The sequence below is a fragment of the Mesorhizobium delmotii genome, from assembly GCF_900149755.1.
Classification (GTDB): Bacteria; Pseudomonadota; Alphaproteobacteria; order Rhizobiales; family Rhizobiaceae; genus Mesorhizobium; species Mesorhizobium delmotii.
The window spans coordinates 71,606-93,432 of record NZ_FUIG01000043.1; the positions used below are offsets into that span (position 1 = coordinate 71,606).

A 21,827-nucleotide genomic window follows, 5' to 3' on the forward strand; every position below is an offset into this window, starting at 1 on the left:
GCGCCTGACGGCGGCGGGCGCATCCTGTCCAGCGAAGTATTACCCATCAACTTTTCTGACTATATTGCGGTGCAACTTTGATGTAGAAGCTCGTTCGCCGATCACGGCAAGTTGAACACGGCCTTGCGCGCACCCATATCGGCGACGCGCCGAGTTAGAAGACGCGGCCTGGCCGAACTCCGCGCAATGGAAAAACGACGATGCCGAAATACAGGTTTCACAAGCTTGCAGCCATTGTTGTGCTTGTTGGGTTCGCTGCTTGGATGGTGACGGGCGAGTTCTCGTCCGTCGGCAGCGCGTCTGCCGACAACAAGCCCAAGGCAGGCGAAGTCGAGCAGCCAAAAACGGCTGACGCGGGTAAGCCCAAGCCCACTGAGGCAGAACAGCCAAAGGCAGCCTTGCGCACCGTCGCGGTCATAACCCCGCCGCGGCGGACCTATGCGCGCGCCATCCGGATTTCCGGACTGACCGAAGCCGATAAGCGCGCGGTGCTGGCGACCCGGGTCGACGGCATCATCGACAAGCTGCCGGTCAAGCAAGGACAGCACGTCAAGACGGGCGACCTCGTGCTGATGCTTGCCACCGAGGAAAAGCTTTCGGCGCTCGGCAATGCCAAGCAGCTTGTCGCGCAGCGTCAGGCCGAACTTGATGCGGCCTCGCGGCTGGCGAAAACCGGCAATCTGCCCAAGCTGCAGCTCGACAACGCTCGCTCCACCCTGACCTTAGCGCAATCGATGCTGGAAGCGATGCAAGCCCAGCTTGATCGCAATGAGGTGAGGGCTCCGTTCGACGGCGTCATCGACCGGGTGCCGGTGGAGCTTGGCAGTTCGGTGATGCAGGGCGGCGAGGTGGCAACCATTCTGAGCCTAGACCCTGTGATCGCCCGCGGCGAGGTCAGCGAGCGTGATCTCGGCTATCTGAAGATCGGCGACAAGGCGAATGTACGGCTGGTCAGCGGCCAGATCGTCGAGGGCACCGTGCGCTATATCAGCCGCGACGCGTCGTCCGCCACCCGCACCTTCCGGGTCGAGATCGCAATCCCTAATCCTGAGGGCACCATTCCGGCCGGGATGACCGCCGAGATCGCGCTGAGCGCCCAGCCGACCGACGCTGTCATGCTGCCGCGCTCGGTGGTGACGCTCGGCGACAAGGGCGATCTCGGTATTCGCGCCGTCGACAAGGACAACAAGGTCGTGTTCTTCCCGATCGACCTGGTCGACGACACGCCAAACGGCCTGGTGCTTGGCGGCATCCCGGCCGATGCACGTGTCATCGTCGCCGGCCAGGAGCTGGTGAAGGAAGGCGAAGTGGTCAAGCCGGTCGAGGCCGACCAGGCGACCATCCAGAAGCTGTTGGGCGAAGCGACGGCCGGGACGCAGTAATCATGGATATCGTCAAACTCGCAATCAGCAATGCCCGGCTGACCATTTCGGTCCTGGTCTTCCTCATCCTTGCGGGTGCGGTCGCCTACCAGTCGACGCCGAAGGAAGCGGAACCCGACGTTCCGATTCCCATGATGTATGTCAGCCTGATCTATCAGGGCATCTCGCCCGAGGATTCGGAGCGCCTTCTGCTGCGGCCGATGGAAGCCAAGCTGAAGAGCCTCAAGGGTCTCAAGGAGATGCGCTCGGCCGCCTTCCAGGGCGGCGGCTATGTGCTGGTCGAATTCCACCCGCAGACGGATCTGGCGACGGCGTTGCAGGACACACGCAGCAAGGTCCAGGACGGCAAGGCCGACCTGCCGCAGGCAGCCGAGGAGCCTGTAGTCTCCGAAGTCAACGTCTCCGAATTCCCCGTCCTTGTCGTGACGCTGTCGGGCGAAGTGCCCGAGCGCATGCTCACGGCGGCGGCGCGCGAGTTGCGCGACCGCATCGAGGAAGTGCCGGGCGTGCTGGAAGGCGCGCTGCAAGGTGCGCGCGACGATCTCGTCGAAGTCGTCATCGATCCGATGAAACTGTCTTCCTATGGGCTGCAACTCGAGCAGCTGATCGGTGCGGTCGGCGATTCCAACAGTCTCGTCGCCGCCGGCAACATCGAAGGGTCCGAGGGCAAATACGCGGTCAAGGTGCCGTCGCTGATCGAAACGCCGGAGGACGTGGCGGCGCTTCCGATCGTCGCCGGTCCCAATGCCGTGGTGCAGGCTAAGGATATCGCCACCGTCCGCTCCACCTTCAAGGACGCTGAGACGGTAACCCGTCTCGACGGCAAGCCGGCGATCGCCATCGAGGTGAAGAAGCGCATCGGCTCCAACCTGATCGACACGATCGCCCAGGTGAGGTCCGTGTCCGATGCCTTCATAAAGACCATGCCGGAAGGCATGCACGTCACCTACACGCAGGACAAATCGGTCTTCGTCAACCAGTTGCTCGGCGATCTGCAGAACCACGTCATGATCGCCGTGATCCTGGTGTTCATCGTCATTCTCTATGCACTGTCGGGCCGTGCCTCGCTGCTGATCGGACTGGCCATTCCATCGTCCTTCCTGATCGGCATCCTGCTGTTGGCCATGATGGGCTACACGATCAACATGATCGTGTTGTTCAGCCTCATCCTGGCGGTCGGTATGCTCGTCGACGACGCCATCATCGTCACCGAATTCGCCGAACGGCGGATGAGCGAAGGCATGCCGAAGGCGGAGGCCTTCGCGCTTGCCGCCAAGCGCATGGCCGGTCCGGTCATCGCGGCGACGATGACGCGCATCGCCGCCTTTTCGCCGCTGCTGTTTTGGCCGGGCATCATCGGCGACTTTATGAAATACATGCCGATCACGCTGATCGTCACGCTCTCGGCCTCGATGCTCTATGCGCTGGTCTTTGCGCCGGCGCTGGGCGCCTTGTTCGCCAAGGCGCCGCCGCATCACGAGAACGACAATCGCGACGGCTGGTACATGGCGGTCGTCAAGCAGGCGGTGCGCTTTCCCATCACCGTGCTTCTGCTCACCGTCGGCCTTTTGTTCGGTGTCGGTTTTGCCTATTCGAAATACGGCGCCGGCGTCGAGTTTTTCCCGAATGTCGAGCCTGACTACGGCCTGCTCTATGTGCACGCCCGCGGCAACCTTTCGCTCGCCGAAATGGATGCCGCCACAACGACCGCGGAAAACCGGCTTCTCGGCTGGCCGGGCGTTAAGTCGGTCTATACCCGTGTCGGCAAGACGCAAGGCGGCGGCCAGGACATTCCTGAAGACGTGGTCGGCGTGATCCAGTACGAGTTCGTCGACTGGCGCGAGCGCAAATCGGCGAACGCGATCCTGGACGAACTGCGCGGCGTCATGGCCGGCATTCCCGGCGTCGACGTCGAGGTTCGCGTGCCCGAGGCCGGCCCGCCCACCGGCAAGCCGATCCAGATCAGGCTTTCGGCCGTCGACCCGGAAGGCCTCGACGACAAGGCGCGCGCCGTCGCCGCGCGCATTGCCAAGGTGCCCGGCGTCATCGATATTTCCGACGGCCTGCCGCCGCCCGGCGTCGACTGGGCGCTCGACGTCGATCGCGCCAAAGCGGCACAATACGGCATCAGCCCGACCTCGGTCGGAACGGTGGTGCAACTGGTGACGAACGGGCTGAAGCTCAGTGAATACCGGCCAGCCGGTGCTGACGACGCCGTCGACATCAGGCTGCGTCTGCCCGAGGACCGGCGCACGCTGTCGACACTCGATGACCTCAGGGTGCAGACTTCGCAAGGGTCGGTGCCGATCTCGAATTTCGTCGTGCGCAAGCCCGAGCCCACCGTCGGTATCCTCAACCGCATCGACGGCGCGCGCACGGTGGTCATCCAGGCCAATGTCGCCGCCGGCGAGCAAGTCGCTGCTGTCCAGCAGCAGGTCACCCAGGCTGTCGCCGATATGGAGCTCGGCAGCAGCATACGCTGGAAGCTCGCCGGCTCGAACGAGGACAGCGCCGAGGCCAGCGCCTTCCTTAGCAAGGCCTTCGGTGCGGCGATCTTCCTGATCTTCCTGGTGCTTCTGATGCAGTTCAACAAGTTCACCAGCGTCTGGCTGGTGCTGTCCTGCGTGGTCATGGCGACGGTCGGCGTGTTCCTGGGATTGCTGTTGACTGGAGAGGCGTTCGGCATCGTCATGTCGGGCATCGGCGTCATCGCGCTGGCCGGTGTGGTGGTGAACAACAACATCGTGCTGATCGACACCTATGACCGGCTGCGCGAAGAAGGCTGGGACAAGATGGACGCGGTGCTGCAGACCTGCCGCGAACGTGCCCGCCCGGTCGTGCTGACGGCGGTGTCGGCGATTCTCGGCGTACTGCCGATCGCTTTCGGCCTCGGTCTCGAAATCTTCCATCACGAGACGACGATCAACGCGCCGTCGACGCAATGGTGGATTTCACTGTCGTCGGCGATCGTCTTCGGCCTGTCCTTCGCCACCTTGCTGACGCTGGTGGTGACACCGTCGATGCTGATGGTGTTCACGCGTAGTAAGAACAGCCGCTTCTATGCATTCTTCCGTCGGGTGTTCCGGCGCGGCAAGACAGTCGGTGCGACTGTCGAGACATCCGCAAGACCGGGCTCGCTTGACGAGCCGGCGATCGCCTTCCCGAAGGCCGCCGAATAGGCCAACTTTGCTTGGAGTGCCGCGCGTATTTTGGTCGCGCAAAGAAAAGGCCGCCGGGAACAACCCGGCGGCCTTTTGCATTGTCCTGTCATGCGACACCTCAAAGCGGGGAGTTTCTCATGACGCTCAGCACCATTCTCGTCATCATTCTGATCCTCATTCTGATCGGCGCGGTGCCGGCATGGCCTCATTCGCGTTCCTGGGGTTATGGTCCCTCCGGCATTGTCGGCGTCATCCTGATCGTCCTCTTGGTGTTGCTGCTGATGGGCAGGATTTGACCCGGAGTTTGGTGTGCATGAATGCTACAGCGCTGCGCGTCCTTTTGGACTCACAGCGCTGTAGCATTTGATTTTGCGCATGGTCCTTTCCGAGCCTTCGGCTCGGATCATGCGTTAGTAATGGCCGCTTTCCGTTTCAGGCAGCTTTCGGAACGCCATCAATCGTGGCGACACCGATATCATCGAGAGCCGCTGCCACCGCCCTACCCAACGGCGTATGCGGGATCGTACCAATAATGCCTTCCAGCCTTGCCGAGGTCAGCTGGTGTGGCTCGAAGCGGAGATAGGACATCGAGACGAGCTCGCGCCACATCGCCACGAACGGACTGCCGGCGCGCAGCACCCACCACGGCATCGACGTCAGTTTCAGCGTGCGCCCGAGCGCCTGCTCCGCAGCCGCCTTGATCTCCAGATCGGTAACGGCGTGGCCGGGAAAGTTCAGCGCCTCGTAGGCGCCGAGCTTGGTGAGATTCTCAGTCAGTCCGACGAAAGCCTTGGCCATATCAGGCAGATAGGCCCATTCATGCACGAGATCGGCCGGCCCAGGGGCGGTATAGACGCCCTTGTCCATCTTGGCGGCCACCATCAGATCGAACCACGATCCGGTGCCGGTGCCGCCGAAGAAATCGCCGGCTCGCAGCAGAATGGTGCGCACTCGGCCTGCTTCGGCCTCGCGGCGAAAGAGGTCTTCCATGGCGACGCGGATGCGGCCCTTTTCCGTCGTCGGGTGGAATGGCGTGTCTTCGGTGACGACAGCCGGCATCGGCGAGCCGTAATTGTAAACGCTGCCGGGAGCGAGGTGCAATGCGTGGTTCGCGCGGCACGCGACCATGACGTTCTCGGCCATCGGCAGGCACTTGCCCCAGTCGGTATAGATCGGGTTGAGGCCGTTGAAGATGATGTCGACGCCTTCGGTGGCGCGGATAAGCGCTTCGCGATCGAGCCCGTCGCCGGCGACGGCTGTGGCGCCGGCGAGTTCTGCCGGTATTTTGCCGCTGCGGGTGATGGCGCGAACATCATAGCCGGCGTCGATGAAGGCCTTGGCAACCACGCGGCCGAGCCGGCCATTGGCACCCAGAATTGCGATCTTGGTCATTTTTCGTCTCCGTGTTTGCGGTACGGTCACAATATGATTCGCCCGCAAACGAATGGAAATTGAATGAATTTGGCGATGTGATATTCAGTTTTGAATGGAAATCGACTGGAACCTGATCAAGAGTTTCGTCACCGTGGCGGAAACCGGCAGCCTGTCAGCTGCCGCGCGCAAGCTGGCTGCAAGCCAGCCGACGCTCGGCCGCCATATCGCCGAGCTGGAGCAGGCCCTCGGGGTCACCCTGTTCCGGCGCGGGCGGCGCGGCTATGCGCTTACGGAAGCCGGCAGCACGCTCTACGAACGCGGCCGGGCGGTGAGCGAGCAGGCGAGCGCCTTTTCGCTATTGGCGCTGGGATCAGTCGAGGCGATCGAAGGCACGGTGCGCATTGCCGCCAGCGAGGTGGTGGCTGCCTATGTCCTGCCCGAGATGACGGCGCGGCTGGGCGCTGAGGAACCCGGCATCGAGGTCGAGATCGTCGCGTCGAATCAGGTCGAGAACCTTTTGCGCCGCGATGCCGACATTGCCATCCGCATGGTCAAGCCGGCGCAGAACGAGTTGGTGGCGCGCAAGGTGACTGAGATTCCGCTCCGTGCCTGCGCGGCAAAATCCTATCTCGACCGGCGTGGCCGTCCGCGCGAGCCCGGCGATCTTGCCGGCCACGACCTGATCGGCTTCGACCGCAGCGATGAGATCATTCGCGGCTTTGCCCAGTTCGGCGTCCCGCTCACCCGCAATGCCTTCCGCTTCAGGACCGACAACCAAATCGTGCTTTGGGAGGCGGTGCGGGCGGGAAACGGCATCGGCTTCGGCCAGGAGCCGCTGGCCGATCGCGATCCGCTGGTGGAGACAGTGCTGCCGGGCCTCGCGCTGCCGACGCTGCCGGTATGGCTGGCCATGCACCGCGACGTGCGCACCAGCGTGCGCATCCGCCGTGTCGCGGATTTCCTGTATGAGGAGTTGAAGCGCTATTCGGCCGGTGCTGCGTCGGGCGCGAATTCGGCGCGGTGAGCGAGCCCGGCCATCAAAAATACGACGACCAGCAGCCCCGACAAAGCGACGAAGATCGGACTGAAGCTCGAGTGCTCGGCGATGAAGCCGATCGCCGACGGCGCCACCAGAATGCCGGAATAGCCCATCGTGGTGACGACGCTCATACCGGTGCCGGGCGACATGCCTTCCTGGTTGCCGCCGGCCGAAAACAGGATCGGCACCATATTGGCGATGCCGAAGCCGCAAAAGGCAAAAGCTGAGATGGCGAGCCAGGGCGAGGGCGCAAGCCCCGCAACCAGCATGCCGGCGGCGGCGACAAGGGCCGAGACGCGCAGCGTCGTCACGGCTCCGAAACGGTTGCGGACGCCGTCGCCAACGAAGCGCATGACGGCCATGACGCCGGAAAAAGCGGCGTAGGCCAAACCAGCTACGGCGAGGTCGGTGCCGAGTTCCTGTTGCAGGTAAAGCGCCGCCCAGTCGAGCACCGCACCCTCGGAGATCATCGTCAGCAGCGCCATCAGCCCGACCAGATAGACCAGCGGATTTCCAGGCAGCGCGAATTTGCGATGTCCGGTAATCCCCGATGATCCTTGGGGCGGCTTGCCCTCGGCGATCAGGTAGCGAACTGCCACCGCGATCACGGCAAAGGCAAGAGCCGTCACCACCGCCGCATGGGCGAGATGACCGTAATTCTGGATGGCGAAGCCGCCGAGAGCGCCACCGGCGAAACCGCCAAGGCTCCAGAAGCCGTGCGAGGACGACATGATGGCGCGGGACAACCGCCGTTCCACAGTGACCGCATTGGCGTTCATGGCGACATCCATGCCGCCGATCGAAGCGCCGAAGATGAACATGGCGATGGCCGCCAGCGGCACGTTGGGGGCAAGCGCCACAACCAGCAGGCCGAAACTGCCGATGAGACCGAACCAGCGCAGCACGCTGCGCGAACCATGCCTAGAGATCAGGTGGCCGCACCAGGTCATGGCCGTGACCGCGCCGGCGCCGAACAGCAGGATCAGCAGGCCGAGCGTAAACTTGCTGATATCCAGCCGGGTCAGGACCACCGGGATCTGCGGCGCCCAGGCGCCGGTCAGAAAACCATTGGCCAGGAAGATGGCCGCCACGGCCCATCGTCCACGAATGGCGGTCTGCATGATTTTTAGCGTGTCCATCGTGTAGAGTCCGGTGCGAAAATAGCTTCGCGCGGCAAATTAGATCGATTCAATCTTCAGTCAAGCGCTCGCTCTTGGAAGTGCTTGGGCCAAGCGGCTCGCTTGAATCCGAGGTTGATGAGAGCCGATCGGGACAGGGCTTTTTGTTCGACCATGATCTTATCCGAAAACCGGATTCCACTTTTCGCTTACGCGGTCCTTCGGTTCGGGATCGTGGTCTTAATGATCCCTGGGGCGTCTTGCCTCGAACTCCGCCTTCTTGGCATCGGAGGCCTCGGTCTGGTTGAGCGCCTGCCATTCGGCATAAGGCATGCCATAGATGATCTCGCGCGACTGGTCCTTGCTGAGATCGACGCCCTCGGCCTCCGCGGCGTCGCGATACCAGTTGGAGAGGCAGTTGCGGCAGAAGCCGGCGAGGTTCATCAGGTCGATGTTCTGCACGTCCGTGCGTTCGCGCAGATGCGCGACCAGCCGGCGGAAGGCGGCGGCTTCGAAATCGCGTCTTTGCTCGTCGCTGAGTTCGGTCATCGAAACCTCCTTACAGCGGCCCGGTGCGCGAGCCGAATCGTTTGACCCGATGTATATCGGGACGGCGGTTGATCGCGTCAACGATCGGCGCCAGCCGTTCGGCCCAGGCGACCGCATCCTTCGGATCGGCGATCAGGTCCTGACGGATTTCGATCAGCGCATGGGCAAAGCCATTGACGATGGCATGCCTGAACATGGTGTCGCCGCGCAATGCGCCGTCATAGGGCTCGTTGTCGCCAACGATAAGGCTTTTGTCCTCGGCGAGCATGTCGATCAGCGGTCGCGCCACCCGGTCGTCGCGATCCCACAAGACACCAACATGCCAAGGGCGCACGAATCCCTGCATGAAAGGGGTGAAGGAATGTATCGACAAGATGAAGGGTGCGCCTGCAGAAGCCTGCGCCACCGAGGCGATCATGGCGCCGACGGCATCGTGATAGGGCCGATAGAAGCGGTCGAGCCGCCTTTCACGTTCTTTCAAGGCAAGTGGATAATTTCCCGAAATGACGGTGCCGTCATAGAGTTGGCGGATCAGCGTCGGATCGTCTTCGCCGCGATTGGGGTCGATCAGAAGTCGCGAAAAATTGGCGAGTACTGCCGGCACGCCAAGCAAAGCCGCCAATTCGCGGGTCACCGTCTCGACACCGATGTCGTAGGCGATATGGCGTTCGAATTCCGCCGCCGGCAAGCCGAGGCTGCCATACTCTTCCGGCAAGTCGCGACGAGCGTGATCGGCCAAAAGCACGATGCCTCGCTTGCGGTCGCCCTCGACGACGTCGAAAGGCGCGAAAACTGTGGATCGGGTCATCGGCGGGAAATGGTCTGTTCGCTGGCTTCCAGGGAGGATGGTATCGTCTTTCCACGAAGGAGACGATTACGCAATGCCGTCGTTTGGCCACGGTTTCTGCGGAAATCTGGCAGAAGGCGACAGATCGTGCGCCGAAGCCTTTCTAAATCGATTGGAATTGGGCAAAAGGGCGCGTTGACATGCGCCCGGACTTTTCCGAAAAGGGGCGTTGAGAGATGCAAATGTGGTTCTTGAGGGATTTCAGGATGGGTTCCGCCGGCAGGCCGCGCGTGCGCTATGCCTTCGCCATGCCGCTCCTGACCCTTGCTGTGGGCCTCGCCGCGATGCTTGCTGCCTCGCCGGCGCGCGCCGATTTCCGTGTCTGCAACGCAACGCAGAACCTGGTCGGCGTCGGCATCGGCTATCGCGCCAAGGCCGGCTGGATCACCGAAGGCTGGTGGCACATCGAAGGATCGAGCTGCAAGACGTTGATCGAAGGGCCGCTGTCATCAAGGTTTTACTATCTTTATGCAGAAGACGCCGAGCGCGGCGGGCGCTGGGATGGCCCGATCAACATGTGCGTGGCCGAAAAAGAGTTCAAGATCGCCGGCGTTGCCGATTGCGTCGCGCGGGGCTTCCAGCGCGCCGGATTCCAGGAATATGACACGGGCGAGCAGGCAAGCTGGATGGTCCAGCTGACCGATGACCCCGCAACGGGGGGCGTTCCAGCCGCCCCGGGAACAAACAGTCAATGAGACGCAGCCGCAAGGTCAAGATACTCGCCACCATCGGTCCGGCCTCCTCCTCCGAGGACATGCTGAAGAAGCTCTTCGAAGCCGGCGCCGACGTGTTTCGCATCAATATGAGCCACACCGATCATGAATTGATGCGCACGCTTGTCGGTCGCATCCGCGCGGTCGAGAAAGCGGTCGGCCGGCCGATCGGCATTCTCGCCGACTTGCAGGGGCCCAAGCTGCGGGTTGGCAAATTTGCCAACGGCAAAGAGGCGCTGACACTCGGCCAGACTTTCACGCTCGACGACAATCCCGAGCCCGGCAATTCGGCCAGGGTCTATCTGCCCCACCCCGAAATCCTGAGATCGGTCGAGACCGGTCACCGCCTTTTGATCGACGACGGCAAACTCGAGCTGAAGGCGGTGAAGAGCGACGGCAAGGCGATCGTCTGCACCGTCGTCGCCGGCACCAGCATCTCCGACAAGAAGGGCGTCAGCCTGCCCGATACCGACCTGCCGGTCGGCGCGCTGACCGAAAAGGACCGCAGGGACCTCGATGCGGTGCTGGCCACCGGCGTCGACTGGGTGGCGCTGTCGTTCGTGCAGCGGCCGGAGGATCTGGCGGAAGCGCGCAAGATCGCGCGTGGCCGGGCGCTGATCATGGCCAAGATCGAAAAGCCGCAGGCCGTCGCACGGCTGGCCGAGATCATCGAACTTTCGGACGCACTGATGGTCGCCCGCGGCGATCTCGGCGTCGAAATGCCGCTCGAAGCCGTGCCCGGCATCCAGAAGCAGATCACCCGCGCCGCGCGCCGCGCCGGCAAGCCGGTGGTGATCGCCACGCAGATGCTGGAATCGATGATCGCCGCGCCGGTGCCGACCCGCGCCGAGGTGTCGGACGTCTCGATCGCCGTGTTTGAAGGCGCCGACGCCATCATGCTCTCGGCCGAATCCGCGGCCGGCGCCTACCCGGTCGAGGCGGTGGCGATGATGAACCGCATCGCCAGCAAGGTCGAAACCGATCCGACCTATGCCGGCATCATCAATGCGCAGCGCTCGGAGCCGGAAGCGACCGGCGCCGACGCCATCTCGCTTGCCGCCCGCGAAATCGCCGAGACGCTGAAACTGTCGGCGATCATCAGCTATACGGCGTCCGGCACGACCGGCCTGCGCGCTGCGCGCGAGCGGCCGCAGGTGCCGATCGTCGCGCTGTCGCCGATCGTCAACACGGCGCGCCGGCTGTCGCTTTTGTGGGGCACGCATTGCGTCGTCTCGCCCGATGCCATCGACCTCGACGACATGGTCGACCGCGCCTGCCGCATCGCTTTGGACGAGGGGTTCGGCAAGCCGGGCGACCGGGTCATCATCACGGCCGGCGTGCCGCTGAGGACGCCGGGCTCCACCAACATGCTGCGCATCGCCTATGTCGGGTCGGAGGTGCAGGCCCGCCGCTAGGCCGCTCACACTGGGCGGATTCGCGGCAGGGAGATCCTGTTCTCCGTGTCGCGACCATTGGAGGCCGCATGAGCAAAGATCATGCGGGCGTCTGGACCCGCACGTCGAGGGTCATCAAAGCCCGGCCCGAAGACTTCTACGCGGCCTTCACGAATCCGACCGCGCTCGTCGCCTGGCTGCCGCCGGCTGAAATGACGGGCGTCATCCACGAATTCGAAGCGCTTCGGCGAGGTTGCTCTAAATCGCGTCGCGTTTGACCGGCCTCATGCGACGCGCTTTAGGTTGTTGTTTATGCATGTCGTTATCGCAAAACCGCTGCACACTTTTGCGCGACATGCATTAAATCGGCGCGAGTTCGGCTTCCGGCGCTTTGATGTCGGCGCATTTGCCGGCGCCGTAGGTGTCGTTGGCGACCCTGACTTCCACGGCCTTCGCCATTGCCTGAAGGTCCACGTCCTTGCCGGCGACCTTTTCGATCGCGCCGACGACGAGATCGGGTGCGATCCAGTCCGGCTTGTGGCCGAGATTGTGGACCCAGACCAGCTCGGCGCCGGCGATGTCGCGGACGAGGCCGACCGAATGGACCGTTGCATAGACCACCTTGTCGCGGTCGCCCGAGATGACCACGGTCGGCGTCTTGATATCGCGGTAGTGCGGCGCGGCATCGAGCGTATAGCGATAGAGGCCGGCGACATCGGTGGCGTTGGCACGAAAGGCGTTCGGCCGAAGCACCAGCGGGATCGAAACCTCGGCGACATAGCCATCCGGCACCATGTTGGGGGCAAAGACGCAGGCGGTGGCGGTATTCATCTGCAGCGTTCCCGACGGATAGGTCAGCGTTTCGGAAAACAGCCGGCCGACGATCGGAATGGTCGTCAAATTGTAGTACCAGGCGGTCGCGCCGCCCGGCCAGGGATGGGTGGCAGGCGCCATGAACACCAGGCCGAGCGTCTTGTCGGGATGCTCGCGGCCGAAGGCGGTGGTCACCGAGCCGCCGAAGGAATGGCCGGCGATGATGGCTTTCCTGATGCCGAGATGGTCCATCAGAGCTGCGATGGTGCTGGCCTGTGCCGATGGGGTCTCGTCGTTTCCGGGGCCGCGCCCCGACCAGCCTGCACCCGGGCGGTCGAAGAACAGCATCTCGGCACGGCCTTCCAGCAAGGGCCTCAGCGGCAGCATCTGATCTCTGAGATTGGCGCTGGCGCCGTGGATGAAGACGATCGGCGGCAGTTCAGCGTTTTTCCGCGCCGGAACGTGAACGTAGTGGATGCGGGCACCGTTTATATCCGCGAAGTCGCCGATCGGCGGATTGCGACGCTCGATCAGCCATGAGCCGGCGAGGGTGACACCTGCAAGGGTGAACACAAGCGCCATGAGGAAGACGAGCGCGGCGAAGATCAGGTTCATGGGGAGAGGTACGGACCGGAGCGAAATTAGTTCACAGTCTAGCTAAAGCGACTTTCACTCAAGTGGAATTGTCCGCCAACCGGGAAATCAAATTCCTTCGCCGGCAAGTTCTTCCGAAAGCGTGCCGACCTGATCCTGGGCGCTGCGCATCATCGGATAGATGCCGAGCACGCGCTGCCAGGCTTCCAGCGCCGACTGCTTGTGGCCGGTTACGGCCATGATCTGCGCCAGGCCGGACAGTGCGCCAAAATGGCGCGGCTCGAGCTGCAACGTGCGGTCGATGTCCGACATCGATTTTCCAAAGTTATTCATCATGAAATGTACGGTGGCGCGCCGGTTCCAGCCTTCCGCATAGGCCGGTTGCAAGGTCACCACTTGGTCGAGAAAATCGAGTGCCACGTCGAATTTCTTATCTTCGATCGCCTTTTGCGACCATTGCATCATCAGGTCGATCGAGGCGCTGCCGGATTGCGACCACTCGTGCGAGATGCGAGCGGCGATGCGCTCGGCGGCCTTTTCATTGCGCTGGCGCTTCAGGTCGACGAACAGCTGGTCGAGCCTTGCCTCCCTAGTCGTGGCAACCGGAGGGGCGACCGCATCGTCCGCTTGAGCCGGAAGCGGGGCGAAACCGAAAAGAAAAAGCGCCGCGAAGAATGCAAAGAGAATCCGCATGGCCGGGAATCTAACCCCGGACGGCAGATCGTCAAACTGAATTTAGCGTGAAAGGGCCGGCAGGCCGGCAAATTACATCATGCAGGCGGAGGCAGGCGCCTCCACGCGAAACACTCAACCCTGACGCGCCTTGTAGCGCGGAGCGGTCTTGTTGATGATGTACACGCGGCCCTTGCGGCGAACCAGCTGGTTGTCGCGGTGACGCGCCTTGAGCGCCTTGAGCGAATTCTTGATCTTCATGGTCTTGCCCGTCGGTCTGGGCCCGCTTGGGCCGAATTATTAAGGCGCGCTCGGAAAGCGCGCCTCTCAACTTGTGCGTGGCTCATAAACGAGGAGCCTTGTCCGTGTCAACCGCAAGCGTGCTTCATAGATGAAGCCAGCGTGGCGGAGTTTGGTTTCCTGCTCGACCGACGGCGTTAGAGCGGTGCCGTCCTATAGCCTCAACGGTGACGGCTCATTCGCGTAAAATGGCCCATCTTGCGGCCGGGGCGCGCTTCGGCCTTGCCGTAGAGATGCAGCATCAGATCGGGCTCGGCGAGCAGGGCTGGAACACGCAGGATATCGTCGCCGATCAGGTTTTCCATGACACAGTCGAAATGGCGGCCGGGATTTCCCAAGGGCAGGCCGGCGACGGCGCGAATGTGCTGCTCGAACTGCGAGACGATGCAGGCGGCCTCAGTCCAGTGGCCGGAATTGTGGACGCGCGGCGCGATCTCATTGGCCAGCAGCGCGCCGTCGGCAAGGACAAAGAACTCGATACCGATGACGCCGACATAATCGAGCGACGCAAGTATCTTTGCCGCCGCCGCCTGCGCTGCAGCGGCGGTTTCGGACTCTATCCTGGCCGGCAGGGTCGAGCTGTGCAGGATGCCGTTGCGGTGGACGTTTTCTGCCGGATCGTAGGCGGCGAGCGAACCGTCCATGCCGCGCGCCGCGATCACCGAAATCTCGCGTTCGAAGGCGACGAAGGATTCGAGGATCAGCGGCACGTTGCCCATCGCCTCGCAGGTGCCGGCAAAGCCGCCTGTTTCCATGTTGCGGAAGACGCGCTGACCCTTGCCGTCATAGCCCATGCGCCGCGTCTTCAATATGCCGCTGCCGTCGAACTTTTTCAGCGCCGCCGTCAATTCGTCGTCATTGTCGACGGGACAAAAATCCGCAGTGGGAACGCCGATGCCGTTGAGGAATTTCTTCTCCGCCACCCGGTCCTGCGCCACTTCCAGCGCGCGCGCCGGCGGATAGACCGGGACCGTGACGGCAAGCGCGCTGGCAGCCATGACCGGCACGTTCTCGAACTCGTAGGTGACGACGGCGCTGACTGCAGCCAGTTCGGCGAGCGCAGCCGTGTCGTCGTAGGCGGCGGTGATCTGCCGGTTTGCGACCTGTGCCGCCGGGCAATCCGGCTGCGGTTCCAGCACGACTATGCGGTAGCCGAGGCGGGCCGCGGCCATGGCCAGCATGCGGCCGAGCTGGCCGCCGCCGACGATGCCGATGGTCGATCCCGCGGGCAGGCTCATGGCGTGTCCGTGGGCTCGGCAGCGACCCTGGCGGTCTGGGCGGCGCGCCAGGCATCGAGTCGGGCAGCGAGCTTTTCGTCGGTCAGCGCCAGCACGGCCGCGGCCAGAAGGGCGGCATTGGTGGCGCCCGCCTTGCCGATGGCCAGCGTGCCGACCGGAATACCGGCCGGCATCTGCACGATGGAGAGCAGCGAGTCCTGTCCGGAAAGCGCCTTCGATTCTACCGGCACGCCAAAAACCGGGAGCGGCGTCATCGCCGCCGTCATGCCGGGCAGGTGCGCCGCACCGCCGGCGCCGGCGATGATCACCCGAAAACCGGCGGCCTTGGCGCCCTTGGCAAAATCATAGAGCCGGTCGGGAGTGCGATGAGCCGAGACGATCAGCCGCTTGTGCGGAATGCCCAGTGCCTCCAGCGTTTCGGCGGCGTGGCGCATCGTCGCCCAGTCGGACTGGCTGCCCATGATGACGGCGACGTCGGCGCGGTGATCGTCCAAGCTTCTGCTCCCGGCGGCAAAGGCGCGCATTAGCGGAATTCGGGATCGACGGCAAGGATGTGGTGCCTCCGCGCAGCATTCGGGCGCGAGGCACCATCATTACCTAATCCGGCCAGCGCAAGGCGCCGGCGCTATCCTTGCGGGCGGACTTCATCGCATCCGCCGGACGCTCGGCCGCGCTCAACACGGCCCGCAGGCGTTCGGCGACGATCTCCGCCTCGCCAGGATGAAGATTGCACGGGTCGAGGAAGAAGTGACCGCGCTCGACCTCGTGGTTGCGGACGATAATAGGGGGCGAACCGGCCGCCAGCGCCGAGGCAAGGCCGGCGGCGGTGAACCTGCTTTCGGGCGTAACAAACACCTGCAGGCGGTCGAGCGGATTGCCGGTCGGATCGGGAATGATATGCGCAGCGATACCGGGCGAGCCCTGCAATGCGTCCTTCCACAGATGCAGAGCGGCTTCTTCCCGCTTGCGGATGCCGGCATGGTCGCGCCGCTCCCAGGCCTCCAGCGCGGCCATGGTTCCGGCGATGCTTTCCTTGCCGACCTTCATCGCCCGCGCAACGCCACGATTCTGCAGATAGGCGGCCCGCACCAGATCCTTGCGCCCCGTCACGATGCCGCTTGTCGGTCCGCTGAGGAATTTGTGCCCACTATAGACGACGATGTCGGCGCCGCGTGCGAGAAAGCCGCGCAGGTCGTATTCGGAGGCGGCGTCGACGATCACCGGGACACCCCTGGCGTGGCAGATCTCGCAGAATTCCTCGAGCGAAAGCATGCCGTATTGCACCGTGTGATGCGCAACGACGTAGAGGCCGGCCGCGGTGCGGTCGCGGATCGCGTCGCGCACATGATAATCCTGCGTCACGCTGACCGTGCCGGCCGGTATGGTCCTGGCCCCGGCAAGCCGGATCGACTGGTCGATCGGCGCGCCGTAATTGACGATGTGGCCGAGCTGGACGATGACCTCCGACTTGAGGCCCTCGGTGTCGTCCGGCAGCCGCTCGATCGCGAGAAGGTTGGTGCCGGTCATCGTGCCGGCAATCGCCATGGTGATGCCGCTGGCGCAGCAAGCCGTGATGAAGCCGGCCTCGCCTCCTGTGAGGCGCGCGACGACCGTGCTTGCGGCGCGTTGCAGATCGTCCATTTCCACCCATTGCGAAGCGATCTCCGACATCGCGGCGATCGCTTCCGGGACGATGATCGAGGCGCCGAGCGCCGTCATCGTGCCGGAAACATTGATGATCGGGCGAAGGCCGAGCCGTTCGCGGATTGTCGTGTTGGAGCCGTTTGCGGAATAGTTTTTCATCTCGAGAGATCCCATTGGTAGATGTCAGGCAGCGATCTCGACGACCGCCTCGATTTCGACCGTAATGTTTCCCGGCAAGGAACCGACACCGATCGCCGAGCGGGCGTGCCCGCCGATACTATCGAAGACTTCGGCGAAAAGATCGGAACAGCCATTCACCACCTGCGGATGGTCGCTGAAGGTCGGGATGGCGTTGACGAAGCCAAGCAGCTTGACGACGCGCACGATACGGCCGAGGTCGCCTGCCGCGGCGTGCATGACGGCGAGCAGGTTCAGCCCGGTGAGACGGGCATGCTTATAGGCCTCTTCAACCGTGACGTCCTCGCCCACCTTGCCGGTGCAAAGCGTGCCATCGGCGCGCAGCGGCCCTTGGCCGGAGAGGAAGATCAGCCGCCCGCTTTCGGCGTGGGTGACGAAATTGGCGATCGGCGTCGGCGGCTCGGGCAGCGTCAGGCCCAATTCGGCGAGCCGGATGTAAGGCGTCATGAAAAGGCTCCTTGCGACAGCTTTCGCCGCCCGGTGTCAGAAATGCGAGGCACGAAACCGCGCCAGGAAGCTGCGAAGACGCTCATTGTCGATCTCGGTGCCCAGAATCTCGGCAGGCGGGCCCGCGGCGCTGACACCGCCATCCGCCATGAAGACGATGCGGCTCGACGCGTCGCGCGCAAAGGCCATCTCGTGCGTGACCATCACCATCGTCATACCGTCCTCGGCCAGGCTGCGCACGACCTCGAGCACCTCGCCGACGAGTTCCGGGTCGAGCGCGGACGTTATCTCGTCAAGCAGCAGGATTTTCGGCTCCATCGCCACCGCCCGGGCGATGCCGACGCGCTGCTGCTGGCCACCGGAAAGCTCGGCCGGCAGGCTGTCGGCCTTGTGGGCAAGTCCGACCCGGCCCAGCCAGTGCTCGGCAATGGCACGGGCTTCGGTACTGCTCTTGCCGCGCACCTTGCGCAGGCCAAGCATGATGTTGCCGGCCGCCGTCAGATGCGGAAACAGGTTGAAACTCTGGAACACCATTCCGGTTTCGGCCCGCATCTTCGCCAGGTCGCGCTCGCTGCGGCGCTGGCGTGTTCCCGTGTCGCGGAAGCCGACCTCCTTGCCGTCGATGCGGATGGAGCCGCTGTCGTAGCTCTCCAGGAAGTTGACGCAGCGCAGCAGCGTGGTCTTGCCGCTGCCGGAAGGTCCGATGACAGTCACCACTTCGCCGCGTGTCACCTGCAGGCTGACGGAGCGCAGGACCTCGACGGATCCAAAGGATTTGGAAACGTCGGAGATGTCGAGAAGCGCCGGATTGGCGGGCGGGGAGATGGACATCTTACTATTCCCGGATGAAGGAGAAACGCCGCTCCAACCGTCGGCTGGCCAGGGAGAGGGCGTAATTGACGACGAAGTAGATGACCGCACCGAGGATGTAGAGCGGCATCGCTTCGTAGGTGCGGCCGATGACCTGGTTGATGGCGTGCATCAGGTCGGTGATGCCGAGCAGCGAGACCAGCGCGCTGCCCTTCACCGCATCGGTGACGCCATTGATCCAAGGCGGCAGGAAGCGCCTGAACGCTTGCGGGAAGATGACGTAGGCCAGTCGCTGGCGAAAGGTCAGCCCGATCGCCATCGCCGCTTCGGACTGCCCCTTCGGTATGGAACCGACCGCACCGCGCAGATACTCGATGACCTGTGCCGTCTTGAACAGGGTGAGCGCCAGCACGGCTGCCCAGAAGGATTCCAGATGGATGCCGACGGCAGGCAGGCCGTAATAGACGAAGAAGATGAGCACCAGGATCGGAATGCCGCGAATGGTGTCGCTGAAAATGCGCACTGCCCAGCGCAGCGGAGCCGGGCCATAGACAAGGCCGACGCCCATCATCACACCGGCGATGAGCGACAATACCACGACCAGCAGCGACACCCACAGTGTCACGGCAAAACCCTGGGCCAGGAAGGGCAAGGCATAGGCGATCTGGCCAAGCATCCTAGTGCGCCGCCCTGAACCGGCGCTCGACAAGCCGAAGCGCATAAAGAAGCGCGTAGCCCGTCAAGAGGTACATCGCCGTCACCAAAAGGTAGACCTCGACGATCCGGAAGGTGTTGAAGTTGATCCACTGGGCGCCGTAGGTGAGCTCGGGCACCGAAATGACAGAAGCAACGGACGTGTCCTTGAAGAGCGATAGGAACGTGTTGGAAAGCGCGGGCAGCGTTATGCGCAGCATTGTCGGCAGGCGCACATGGAGCAGCCTTTGCCATGGCGTCAGGCCAATCGCCTTGCCGGCGTCGAGCTGCCCGCGCGGAACCGCTTCGAGCCCCGAGCGGAACACCTCGACCAGATACGCGCCGCTATAGAGCGACAGCGTGGCAATGAATGAGGTCTGCGCGCTGTAGGCGATGTCGACCACCGTCGGCAGGCCGTAGAAGACGAGATAGACGAGCAGGATCAGCGGTACGTTGCGGATGAATTCGACATAGGCGGCGATGGCGGTCCGGACCAGCCGCCCGGCCGATACGTACCAGACCGCCAGAAGCAGCCCGATGACGATGCCGATCGCGATGGAGATCACGGCCAGCTCGAGGCTGAGCAGCAGCCCGCCCCAGAGCTTGTCGAAATGCCGCCAGATCAGGTTGAAGTTTAGGGTATAGCCCATGTGTCCCTGTCAGCTGTCGACGAGAAGGAGGCGGAAGGGCGCGGCCCTTCCGCCGGCTTGCATCAGATGACCGGGAAGCCGGGATGGCGCGCCGGCGGCTCCTGTCCGAAATAGTCCTTGAATGCAGCGTCATAGAGCGCCGTCTCATGGCCGAACATGGCGGTGGTGAAGGTCGTGTTGACGAAGGTCAGCCAGTCGGGGTCGCCTTGCCGAAGTGCGGCGCCGTAAAGCATCGAGAACCAGCTCTTGCCGGCATCGAAGTATTTGTCCGGATTACGTGAGGCGAGCCAGCGGACCGTCGACAGATCGACGGCGGCGGCGTCGACGCGCTTCGATTCCAGTGCCTGCAGCACGTTGGCCTGCGTGTCAATCTGCATCACCTGCGCCTCCGGCAGGACGATGTGCACATTTGCCTCGGCATCGACGTTTTGCAGGATGGAAATCCGTGTCGCCGAACCGCCGGCAACCAGCTTGTCGAAGGTCTTGTTTTCGGCGTTCGGAAGGGTCAGCAAGGCGATGCCTTCGACGTAATAGGGCCGGGAGAAGTGGATCAGCTGCGAGCGCTGGGCGGTCATGGTCATGAACTGGATCGAGATGTCGACCTTGTTGGTGGTCACGTTCGGAATGCGCTGGGCTGGATCCTGCATGACGAATTCGACCTTGGTCGGATCGTCGAAAAGCCCCTTGGCAAGAATGCGCCCCATGGTGATGTCCATGCCGACCAGTTCGCCGGCATCGTTTTCGAAGTGCCATGGCGCGTTGGTGCTGCCGGTGCCGACGATCACCTTGCCGCGCTCGAGAACGGTGCGCAGCAGGCTGTCCGGTGCCGCTTGCGCCGCCGCCTTCTGAACATCGACCGTTGCTGCTGCGCCCACCACTCCGGCCGTTGCGAGCCCGGCCATTCCCAGTTTCAGAAATTCACGTCTTTTGGATGTGTCGTTCACGGCGACCTCCTTTTCGTGTTGTGTTCCCCTTTGCCGATACATGCATCAGTGATCTGCTGGATTGTCTCTTACAAAAGACACATGTATCCTGTACAAGACAGATACTAACATCAGGAACAAGTAATGCAAGATGGCAATGCCTTGGCAGTTCGGCCGGACGCTGGTCCGGACGAAGACAGGAATTCGGGCTCTCGCGAGAAGGGTCTCAACCGGGTGCTCCATATCCTGGAGTTTCTTCACGCGAACCAGCGTGCGATCGGGATTGGTAATCTCGCCAAGGGAGTGAATGCGCCGCGCTCAACGATCTACACGCTCGTGCGCTCGCTCGTGGATGCGGGCCTGCTGGAAATGGCCGGCGACGGTAATCGGGTCTATTTCGGGAAGAAGCTTTATCTCTACGGAATGGACTATGTGCGCGGCAACGACCTGCTCAGGCGAGGGCGTCAGGAAGTCGACAACCTGTCGCGCGAGACAGGCGAGACCTCCGAATTGTGCATGCTGCAAAGCGGCCGCTACACGATTGTCCATTCCAGTCCAGGCACCAGGCCGTTCCGGATCAGTTCGGCCACAGGTCTGCAGATCCCGCTTCCGTGGACCGCTTCCGGGCGGTTGCTTCTCGCCGGTTTCGAAAGGGCGGTGATCGAAGACATGGTGTCCGAAGATGATCTCGTCCTGCCAGACGGCCGCAGATTGCTGCTGGACGACTTCATAGCCGATATCGCTACGGCTGGGGCTGCCGGCTACTGTGTAACCTCAGGTCTTGTCGACGCCTATACAAAATGCCTTGCCGCGCCGGTCTTTTCAGCTGCCGGCAAGGTCGAGGCTACGATATGCCTGGTGGTTCCAATCGACACTTCCGAGGAGAAGACCGGCGATCTCATCGCCCTGCTGCGCGAACGCGCCGCGAGGCTTTCGATCACGGGATGAGCAGAATTTGTCGCGACCGTAAGTGGGATTCGCTCACGCGATGATGTCGGGGATGATCCGGTCTTCCAGCGCCATCAGCCGGTCTTTCAGGAAAAGTTTCTTCTTCTTCATGCGCTGGATCTGCAGAGGGTCGCAGTTCATGGCGATCATCGCGTTGATGGCCGCGTCGAAATCGGCGTGCTCCTGCTTCAGCCGAGAATATTCGAGGCGGATATCAGCCTGTTCCTGTTCGGACATTATCTACCGTCTGCACGTCTGCGGCGCCCAAAAATGGGCCTGATTGGGCGAGGCCGGAGGTATCTTGCACCGGCGCGCAGCCA

At 63.0% G+C, this 21,827-nt stretch carries 24 protein-coding genes; 8 read left to right on the plus strand and 16 right to left on the minus strand.

Annotated features, from left to right (window positions below; all coding sequences use genetic code 11):
* The first annotated feature begins 200 nt into the window (after positions 1-200).
* From BQ8482_RS25770 to BQ8482_RS25780, 3 genes are all read left to right on the plus strand, one after another.
* Entirely contained in the window at positions 201-1,382 is a 1,182-nt protein-coding gene (locus BQ8482_RS25770; RefSeq protein ID WP_123150166.1) for an efflux RND transporter periplasmic adaptor subunit, read from the plus strand.
* 2 nt (positions 1,383-1,384) lie between these two features.
* Positions 1,385-4,561 (plus strand): efflux RND transporter permease subunit, encoded by a 3,177-nt coding sequence (locus BQ8482_RS25775; RefSeq protein ID WP_123150167.1) that lies wholly within the window; start codon positions 1,385-1,387, stop codon positions 4,559-4,561.
* Positions 4,562-4,680: 119 nt separating this feature from the next.
* A complete protein-coding gene (locus BQ8482_RS25780; protein ID WP_036267059.1) occupies positions 4,681-4,839 on the plus strand; it encodes a DUF3309 family protein in 159 nt (52 codons plus the stop codon).
* A 136-nt stretch (positions 4,840-4,975) separates the two neighbouring features.
* Here the strand turns inward: BQ8482_RS25780 and BQ8482_RS25785 are convergent, their stop codons facing one another.
* Positions 4,976-5,935: an NAD-dependent epimerase/dehydratase family protein gene (locus tag BQ8482_RS25785; protein ID WP_123150168.1), complete on the minus strand. Its 960-nt coding sequence runs from the start codon at positions 5,933-5,935 to the stop codon at positions 4,976-4,978.
* 94 nt (positions 5,936-6,029) lie between these two features.
* Here BQ8482_RS25785 and BQ8482_RS25790 point away from each other — a divergent pair, with 94 nt between their 5' ends.
* Positions 6,030-6,941, plus strand: coding sequence for a LysR family transcriptional regulator (locus BQ8482_RS25790; RefSeq protein ID WP_123150169.1), 912 nt, complete (start codon positions 6,030-6,032; stop codon positions 6,939-6,941).
* On the opposite strand, the gene BQ8482_RS25795 is transcribed toward BQ8482_RS25790, so the two are convergent.
* The 3 genes from BQ8482_RS25795 to BQ8482_RS25805 form a co-directional block, all read right to left on the minus strand.
* Complete coding sequence (locus BQ8482_RS25795; protein ID WP_123150170.1) at positions 6,899-8,095, minus strand: MFS transporter; 1,197 nt, start codon at positions 8,093-8,095, stop codon at positions 6,899-6,901. The genes BQ8482_RS25790 and BQ8482_RS25795 overlap by 43 nt on opposite strands.
* Before the next feature lie 219 nt (positions 8,096-8,314).
* Positions 8,315-8,623, minus strand: coding sequence for a DUF1244 domain-containing protein (locus BQ8482_RS25800; RefSeq protein ID WP_095495334.1), 309 nt, complete (start codon positions 8,621-8,623; stop codon positions 8,315-8,317).
* Positions 8,624-8,633: 10 nt separating this feature from the next.
* Positions 8,634-9,431, minus strand: coding sequence for an N-formylglutamate amidohydrolase (locus BQ8482_RS25805; protein WP_123150171.1), 798 nt, complete (start codon positions 9,429-9,431; stop codon positions 8,634-8,636).
* Between the two features lie 287 nt (positions 9,432-9,718).
* On the opposite strand from BQ8482_RS25805, the gene BQ8482_RS25810 reads away from it, so the two are divergent.
* From BQ8482_RS25810 to BQ8482_RS25820, 3 genes are all read left to right on the plus strand, one after another.
* Positions 9,719-10,165 carry a DUF1036 domain-containing protein gene (locus BQ8482_RS25810; protein ID WP_244602969.1) on the plus strand — a complete coding sequence of 149 codons (447 nt, stop codon included), beginning with the start codon at positions 9,719-9,721 and terminating at the stop codon, positions 10,163-10,165.
* On the plus strand, positions 10,162-11,598 hold the full coding sequence (gene pyk, locus BQ8482_RS25815) for a pyruvate kinase (RefSeq protein ID WP_123150172.1): 1,437 nt from the start codon (positions 10,162-10,164) through the stop codon (positions 11,596-11,598). The genes BQ8482_RS25810 and pyk overlap by 4 nt, the downstream gene beginning before the upstream one ends.
* A 68-nt stretch (positions 11,599-11,666) precedes the next feature.
* Positions 11,667-11,855 carry an SRPBCC family protein gene (locus BQ8482_RS25820; protein ID WP_123150173.1) on the plus strand — a complete coding sequence of 63 codons (189 nt, stop codon included), beginning with the start codon at positions 11,667-11,669 and terminating at the stop codon, positions 11,853-11,855.
* Between the two features lie 82 nt (positions 11,856-11,937).
* Here BQ8482_RS25820 and BQ8482_RS25825 read toward each other — a convergent pair whose 3' ends face one another.
* The 11 genes from BQ8482_RS25825 to BQ8482_RS25875 form a co-directional block, all read right to left on the minus strand.
* Positions 11,938-13,005, minus strand: coding sequence for an alpha/beta fold hydrolase (locus tag BQ8482_RS25825; protein ID WP_123150174.1), 1,068 nt, complete (start codon positions 13,003-13,005; stop codon positions 11,938-11,940).
* 87 nt (positions 13,006-13,092) lie between these two features.
* Positions 13,093-13,677 carry a tetratricopeptide repeat protein gene (locus BQ8482_RS25830; RefSeq protein ID WP_123150175.1) on the minus strand — a complete coding sequence of 195 codons (585 nt, stop codon included), beginning with the start codon at positions 13,675-13,677 and terminating at the stop codon, positions 13,093-13,095.
* 114 nt (positions 13,678-13,791) lie between these two features.
* On the minus strand, positions 13,792-13,917 hold the full coding sequence (gene ykgO / locus BQ8482_RS25835) for a type B 50S ribosomal protein L36 (protein WP_006327841.1): 126 nt from the start codon (positions 13,915-13,917) through the stop codon (positions 13,792-13,794).
* A gap of 200 nt (positions 13,918-14,117) precedes the next feature.
* On the minus strand, positions 14,118-15,194 hold the full coding sequence (locus BQ8482_RS25840) for a 5-(carboxyamino)imidazole ribonucleotide synthase (protein ID WP_123150176.1): 1,077 nt from the start codon (positions 15,192-15,194) through the stop codon (positions 14,118-14,120).
* A complete protein-coding gene (gene purE, locus BQ8482_RS25845) occupies positions 15,191-15,688 on the minus strand; it encodes a 5-(carboxyamino)imidazole ribonucleotide mutase (RefSeq protein ID WP_123150292.1) in 498 nt (165 codons plus the stop codon). The genes BQ8482_RS25840 and purE overlap by 4 nt, the downstream gene beginning before the upstream one ends.
* Before the next feature lie 103 nt (positions 15,689-15,791).
* Positions 15,792-16,997 carry an aminotransferase class V-fold PLP-dependent enzyme gene (locus tag BQ8482_RS25850; protein ID WP_123150177.1) on the minus strand — a complete coding sequence of 402 codons (1,206 nt, stop codon included), beginning with the start codon at positions 16,995-16,997 and terminating at the stop codon, positions 15,792-15,794.
* Between the two features lie 24 nt (positions 16,998-17,021).
* Positions 17,022-17,483, minus strand: coding sequence for a RidA family protein (locus tag BQ8482_RS25855; RefSeq protein ID WP_123150178.1), 462 nt, complete (start codon positions 17,481-17,483; stop codon positions 17,022-17,024).
* 36 nt (positions 17,484-17,519) lie between these two features.
* A complete protein-coding gene (locus tag BQ8482_RS25860; RefSeq protein WP_123150179.1) occupies positions 17,520-18,314 on the minus strand; it encodes an amino acid ABC transporter ATP-binding protein in 795 nt (264 codons plus the stop codon).
* A gap of 4 nt (positions 18,315-18,318) precedes the next feature.
* Positions 18,319-18,969, minus strand: coding sequence for an amino acid ABC transporter permease (locus tag BQ8482_RS25865; RefSeq protein ID WP_123150180.1), 651 nt, complete (start codon positions 18,967-18,969; stop codon positions 18,319-18,321).
* A gap of 1 nt (position 18,970) precedes the next feature.
* Positions 18,971-19,636: an amino acid ABC transporter permease gene (locus BQ8482_RS25870; protein ID WP_123150181.1), complete on the minus strand. Its 666-nt coding sequence runs from the start codon at positions 19,634-19,636 to the stop codon at positions 18,971-18,973.
* A gap of 62 nt (positions 19,637-19,698) precedes the next feature.
* On the minus strand, positions 19,699-20,580 hold the full coding sequence (locus BQ8482_RS25875; protein ID WP_123150293.1) for a transporter substrate-binding protein: 882 nt from the start codon (positions 20,578-20,580) through the stop codon (positions 19,699-19,701).
* Between the two features lie 123 nt (positions 20,581-20,703).
* Here BQ8482_RS25875 and BQ8482_RS25880 point away from each other — a divergent pair, with 123 nt between their 5' ends.
* On the plus strand, positions 20,704-21,507 hold the full coding sequence (locus tag BQ8482_RS25880; RefSeq protein WP_123150182.1) for an IclR family transcriptional regulator: 804 nt from the start codon (positions 20,704-20,706) through the stop codon (positions 21,505-21,507).
* A gap of 33 nt (positions 21,508-21,540) precedes the next feature.
* Here BQ8482_RS25880 and BQ8482_RS25885 read toward each other — a convergent pair whose 3' ends face one another.
* Entirely contained in the window at positions 21,541-21,744 is a 204-nt protein-coding gene (locus BQ8482_RS25885) for a YdcH family protein (protein WP_077380473.1), read from the minus strand.
* Between the last annotated feature and the right edge of the window lie 83 nt (positions 21,745-21,827).

Bases quoted from the DNA above. Each gene is read 5' to 3' on its own strand.
- BQ8482_RS25775 (WP_123150167.1), top strand. From the start codon at position 1,385: ATGGATATCGTCAAACTCGCAATCAGCAATGCCCGGCTGACCATTTCG.
- BQ8482_RS25865 (WP_123150180.1), bottom strand. From the start codon at position 18,969: ATGCTTGGCCAGATCGCCTATGCCTTGCCCTTCCTGGCCCAGGGTTTT.
- BQ8482_RS25785 (WP_123150168.1), bottom strand. From the start codon at position 5,935: ATGACCAAGATCGCAATTCTGGGTGCCAATGGCCGGCTCGGCCGCGTG.
- BQ8482_RS25810 (WP_244602969.1), top strand. From the start codon at position 9,719: ATGCCGCTCCTGACCCTTGCTGTGGGCCTCGCCGCGATGCTTGCTGCC.
- BQ8482_RS25795 (WP_123150170.1), bottom strand. From the start codon at position 8,095: ATGGACACGCTAAAAATCATGCAGACCGCCATTCGTGGACGATGGGCC.
- BQ8482_RS25850 (WP_123150177.1), bottom strand. From the start codon at position 16,997: ATGAAAAACTATTCCGCAAACGGCTCCAACACGACAATCCGCGAACGG.
- ykgO (WP_006327841.1), bottom strand. From the start codon at position 13,917: ATGAAGATCAAGAATTCGCTCAAGGCGCTCAAGGCGCGTCACCGCGAC.
- BQ8482_RS25860 (WP_123150179.1), bottom strand. From the start codon at position 18,314: ATGTCCATCTCCCCGCCCGCCAATCCGGCGCTTCTCGACATCTCCGAC.
- BQ8482_RS25780 (WP_036267059.1), top strand. From the start codon at position 4,681: ATGACGCTCAGCACCATTCTCGTCATCATTCTGATCCTCATTCTGATC.
- BQ8482_RS25880 (WP_123150182.1), top strand. From the start codon at position 20,704: ATGCAAGATGGCAATGCCTTGGCAGTTCGGCCGGACGCTGGTCCGGAC.
- BQ8482_RS25855 (WP_123150178.1), bottom strand. From the start codon at position 17,483: ATGACGCCTTACATCCGGCTCGCCGAATTGGGCCTGACGCTGCCCGAG.
- BQ8482_RS25870 (WP_123150181.1), bottom strand. From the start codon at position 19,636: ATGGGCTATACCCTAAACTTCAACCTGATCTGGCGGCATTTCGACAAG.
- BQ8482_RS25885 (WP_077380473.1), bottom strand. From the start codon at position 21,744: ATGTCCGAACAGGAACAGGCTGATATCCGCCTCGAATATTCTCGGCTG.
- BQ8482_RS25825 (WP_123150174.1), bottom strand. From the start codon at position 13,005: ATGAACCTGATCTTCGCCGCGCTCGTCTTCCTCATGGCGCTTGTGTTC.
- BQ8482_RS25800 (WP_095495334.1), bottom strand. From the start codon at position 8,623: ATGACCGAACTCAGCGACGAGCAAAGACGCGATTTCGAAGCCGCCGCC.
- BQ8482_RS25790 (WP_123150169.1), top strand. From the start codon at position 6,030: ATGGAAATCGACTGGAACCTGATCAAGAGTTTCGTCACCGTGGCGGAA.
- BQ8482_RS25770 (WP_123150166.1), top strand. From the start codon at position 201: ATGCCGAAATACAGGTTTCACAAGCTTGCAGCCATTGTTGTGCTTGTT.
- pyk (WP_123150172.1), top strand. From the start codon at position 10,162: ATGAGACGCAGCCGCAAGGTCAAGATACTCGCCACCATCGGTCCGGCC.
- BQ8482_RS25840 (WP_123150176.1), bottom strand. From the start codon at position 15,194: ATGAGCCTGCCCGCGGGATCGACCATCGGCATCGTCGGCGGCGGCCAG.
- BQ8482_RS25830 (WP_123150175.1), bottom strand. From the start codon at position 13,677: ATGCGGATTCTCTTTGCATTCTTCGCGGCGCTTTTTCTTTTCGGTTTC.
- BQ8482_RS25805 (WP_123150171.1), bottom strand. From the start codon at position 9,431: ATGACCCGATCCACAGTTTTCGCGCCTTTCGACGTCGTCGAGGGCGAC.
- BQ8482_RS25820 (WP_123150173.1), top strand. From the start codon at position 11,667: ATGAGCAAAGATCATGCGGGCGTCTGGACCCGCACGTCGAGGGTCATC.